This is a genomic window from Rubritalea profundi, assembly GCF_002954445.1.
GTDB lineage: Bacteria > Verrucomicrobiota > Verrucomicrobiia > Verrucomicrobiales > Akkermansiaceae > Rubritalea > Rubritalea profundi.
In genome coordinates this window covers 1,913,767-1,917,770 of record NZ_MQWA01000001.1, presented here as the reverse complement: position 1 = coordinate 1,917,770, position 4,004 = coordinate 1,913,767, and the positions used below count along the sequence as shown (strand labels likewise).

General features: G+C 50.9%; 3 protein-coding genes. All 3 read left to right on the top strand.

Annotated elements, in window-relative coordinates; translation table 11 throughout:
- The first annotated feature begins 449 nt into the window (after positions 1-449).
- The 3 genes from BSZ32_RS08485 to BSZ32_RS08475 all read left to right on the top strand — a co-directional run bounded on the left by BSZ32_RS08485 (position 450) and on the right by BSZ32_RS08475 (position 3,649).
- On the top strand, positions 450-1,517 hold the full coding sequence (locus BSZ32_RS08485; RefSeq protein WP_105043040.1) for a substrate-binding domain-containing protein: 1,068 nt from the start codon (positions 450-452) through the stop codon (positions 1,515-1,517).
- Between the two features lie 185 nt (positions 1,518-1,702).
- A complete protein-coding gene (locus tag BSZ32_RS08480) occupies positions 1,703-2,293 on the top strand; it encodes a hypothetical protein (RefSeq protein ID WP_105043039.1) in 591 nt (196 codons plus the stop codon).
- 213 nt (positions 2,294-2,506) lie between these two features.
- A complete protein-coding gene (locus tag BSZ32_RS08475) occupies positions 2,507-3,649 on the top strand; it encodes a hypothetical protein (protein ID WP_129589666.1) in 1,143 nt (380 codons plus the stop codon).
- Positions 3,650-4,004: the final 355 nt, after the last annotated feature.

Sequence of the window (4,004 nt, the reverse complement as noted above, 5' to 3'; positions counted from 1 at the left end):
CAGGTTAATATAGCCAACCGTAGTGGCATTATTGCCTGAATCCACCAAGTTAGAGCCTGAAGATGATGACGATAGATTCCAAGTGTTGTCACCTTCGGCCCACAGCCCATAATCAGGATTGCTAATTGCGGTAGTAGCTGGGGTAGACCTCGTAATGTTGACATTGATCACCGCGGCAGAAGCAGCATTCGAGAAAAGGAGAACGCCCGAGGCACAAACGGCCAATGATAAAAAAGGGGCGACAGAACAAATATTTCTTGATGATTTTTTATAATGTAATTAATTGGTTGTTAGTAGTATTCTTGGTGGTTAGCGAGCTTGCTGGTCCTCTCCAAACACGGATAAACCGGAATTAGTCACAAGCTGACACGTACCTTACACCCCCCATCGGCATCCGTCGATTTATTTCACTCTTGACAACCTGACCTACATTATGAAGGTCTACTGTGATGACACCACTTCATATTGCCTCTGCGTCCGAGCAGGCAGCCAGTTACCTGCGCGAGCAATTGATCCGCAAAGTCTGGGTGGGCACGATACCAGGAGGTCCAGTGCTCGCCCGCGAATTCGGGGTCGGCCGGATGACGATCGAAGCGGCTCTGTCGATGCTTGAGAATGAGGGATTGCTGGTGCCGCAGGGCCCGGGTCGGCGGCGCAAGATCGAGTTGCCTGAAGAATTGGCCAAGCCCCCAGGCTTGCGGGTGGCGATTTTATGTTACGAACAAAACGACCGATCTCTGGATTACCTCATCGACTCCAAGAACAAGCTAGAGGCGGCGGGGCACACTGTCTTTTATGCGCCAAGTAACTTAACGGAAATTAAGATGGATGTGCGGCGGCTCGCCCGCATGGTGGGGAAGACCGAGGCGGACGCCTGGGTGGTGGGTAGCGCTACGAGTGAGGTGCTGGAGTGGTTCCTGCAACAAAAGTCCCCGGCCTTTGCGCTCTTCGGTCGGCGGCGCAAACTAAAAATCGCCGGTGTCGGTCCGGACCATGTTCCAGCCCTAGCTGAGGCCACGCGTCGGCTGATAGAGCTCGGTCACCAACGGATTGTGTTTCTGGACAGCATTTATAGCGTATCGGATGCGGGGGCTATTGGCGGAGCCGTTCTCGATGCATTGTCGGTTGGCGGTATCACGGCGAGTTCCTACAACATGCCGGGTTGGGAGGGTGGGCTCGAAGGCTTGTATGCATTCCTTGACTCGTCGTTCCAAATCTCCCCACCCACCGCTATCATCGCCAGCTCCAGCCCGATCTATTTCGCAACGCTGCACTTTCTACTCAACAAGGACATTCAGGTACCGCGGGATCTTTCCTTGATCTGCGTCGACAACGACACACATTTTAGCCAGTGCCAACCATCGGTCTCGCATATCCGCTGGAGCAACCGCTCGGTGGCGAACCGCATCGTGCGCTGGGTCAATAACATCAGCCAAGGAAAAGAAGACACCCGCCAGACGATGATCAAAGCGAATTTCATCGAGGGCGGCACGATCGGCCCAGCGCCGAAGGAGTGACACGCAGGCTGGATATTCAATTTTCTTACTACCCTGTTGGTCAGCAAAAAGCATCAGATAACCGTACTCCTTTATGGCGTGGGTCCCGGTCACTATAATCTGCAGATATTTTTGTAATCGCACATGACTGGCCAGTCCGTTATGATCCACTCAGTCAATTCACTTAACACAAAAGTAAAACGATCATGGAAACCAACGGAAATTCAGTTATATTATACCTTATAGTCGGAGTTGTCGCGGCAATAGTCCTCGGAGTCATTGTGTATTTCATCGCACGCGCGATGAAGGGCAGCATTGAGATAGCCTTGAAACAAAAAAACGTCAGTTCAGGCGACATGGCTGAAGGACAGCTCACACTGAAAGCTAAGAAGGCTATTGATGTGGACCGAATGTTCATCGCATTGATCGGAGAACGTGAGATCAGGAAACGAAGCAGCAGCGGAAACGGCAATTCAACCTCTTGGGACGAATTCTATAGAGATGAGCATGACGTCTTGATGAGTGAGCACCTGCGGGCTGGTTTCACTCAGAAATACGACTTTGCATTACAAGCGCCTACTAAGCAGGACACCCAGAACCTGCTTGATAACCCAGTTGGTGCACTCACCAACAAAATCGATAATGCTCTGGTCAAGGGGATCGCTAATCAGGTCGGCCAAATCGCTCTGCAGAGTAGCGGGTTGCGCCATAGCCGTAAGAGATGGAAAGTGGTTGCTCGGCTTGAAACCAAAGGCGTCGACCTCGCCGATTCTAAGAAAATTCACATTAGCTTGTAAGACCACGGAAGACCACGGGCGAAATCCGTTCGTCCATTTCCTCCCCAAAAAGTTTAAATATTTAACAATATGTCCACGCCAAACACGCCACCAACCATCCCCATAAAAAAGCAACACGCGAATAATAAAAAGGGAAGTGGCTGTTTCCTGAAAATTTTTATCGGATGCGTTGTATTGTTGGTTTCTCTTTTAGTGGCGGCTTGGGTGACACTCATGCATACCTCCGTTCCGCTTAGGAGCGTGGCAGCTGCGATGGAGGCCGCGGGCAAAGATTCACAGCTAAAGATCACTGGGGTTTCGGGCACACTTTCTTCTGGCTTGAGTTTCGAACAGATGAAATGGGATGATGGAGAGCTGGCCGACGTGCGGGTTCGTTATTCTGGCATCATCGACATCATCCGCAAAAAACACCTCATCATACACGAGATACATGTCGGTAAGGCGCTGATCAACTTCTCCTCTAATGCCAATCATAGAAGCGACGATTCCTCCTCTTCTGAGAGCGACGAAGGTTGGTCAACAGACCATGGCGAATCTGATGAGTGGCCGCTGGAGCTCTTTCAAATCGATAGTCTAACGCTCGCCAATATTGTCATAAAAGACCGAACCACCGGCTTCTCACTGTCCATTCCCGCTCTGGAGTGGACCGGATTCAAGGCTGAAAATGGAGAAATCGACTTTGGGAAATTCAGCGCGGAGATGGGCGCGGAAACGGACTACCTCACGCTGGTAACGACCGACGCGCCGGATACCAAGTACAAGACGCGCATCGACTGCTCGCTGATGCCAAAGATGCACACGCTGATCCGCAAGCCAATCCGGATTGTCACAGATCTAGGTCAAGAAGATGGCAGCGTGATTTGTCACCTCCAGGCCTTCGATGACGCGCTGGAGATTGTTGCCAATCCGGACGGCTCAGCTCAGTTCAATTTCCGCGAGCTCAATCTCGCGGATTACCTAGATGGGCCGTTACCACAAAATCTCACGCTCGAGGTCGTGACGCTAGCCACTGAGGAGTCGGGCACTGAGTTGTTCGATGTCCGCGGCGGTGAGTTCCAGCTCGGACTGCGGAAGTTCCAGATCCAACCGGCAAAGTGGGACCTATCACAGCTTATCCAGCCGCCTAGTACCTTTGTGTCATTGAGCAGTGACGCAGAACCCCAGTTTCGCTACGCGATTGAAGAATCCGAAAAGTCTGGTCAGATCATCCAGCGATTATCCGCAACTCCCGCACTGAGCCCCGAGGACACCCTCGCCGAGCTGTTCCACGGCAAACGTTTTTCCGAGCTTTCACCTGCCGAGCAAAAGAAGCTCACTGCCGACTTGTCTTGGTTTTACATCGCCCAGCCTGAGTGAAGGCTCCCCTAACAATCTGATGCGGCTGAGTCACGGCCTGCGAAAAAAGACAAAAAAAAGACGGCAGACAAAAAAAAGACAGACTAATAGAAAGGTAAGCCTGGCTATCTATTATTTCATATGGGTTTTGCAATATTACGACCCTCCTATAGCAGCCATATAGACTCTCAACACCTCTACCAAAAAAACAAATAAAAACAGACTAATAGAAAGGTAAGCCTGGCTATCTATTATTTCATATGGGTTTTGCAATATTACGACCCTCCTATAGCATCCATATAGACTCCCAACACCTCTGCTGTGGCGAGGTAGTCCAGTTGTTTTTTGGGAATTGGGGGGGACACCCTAACTGAAA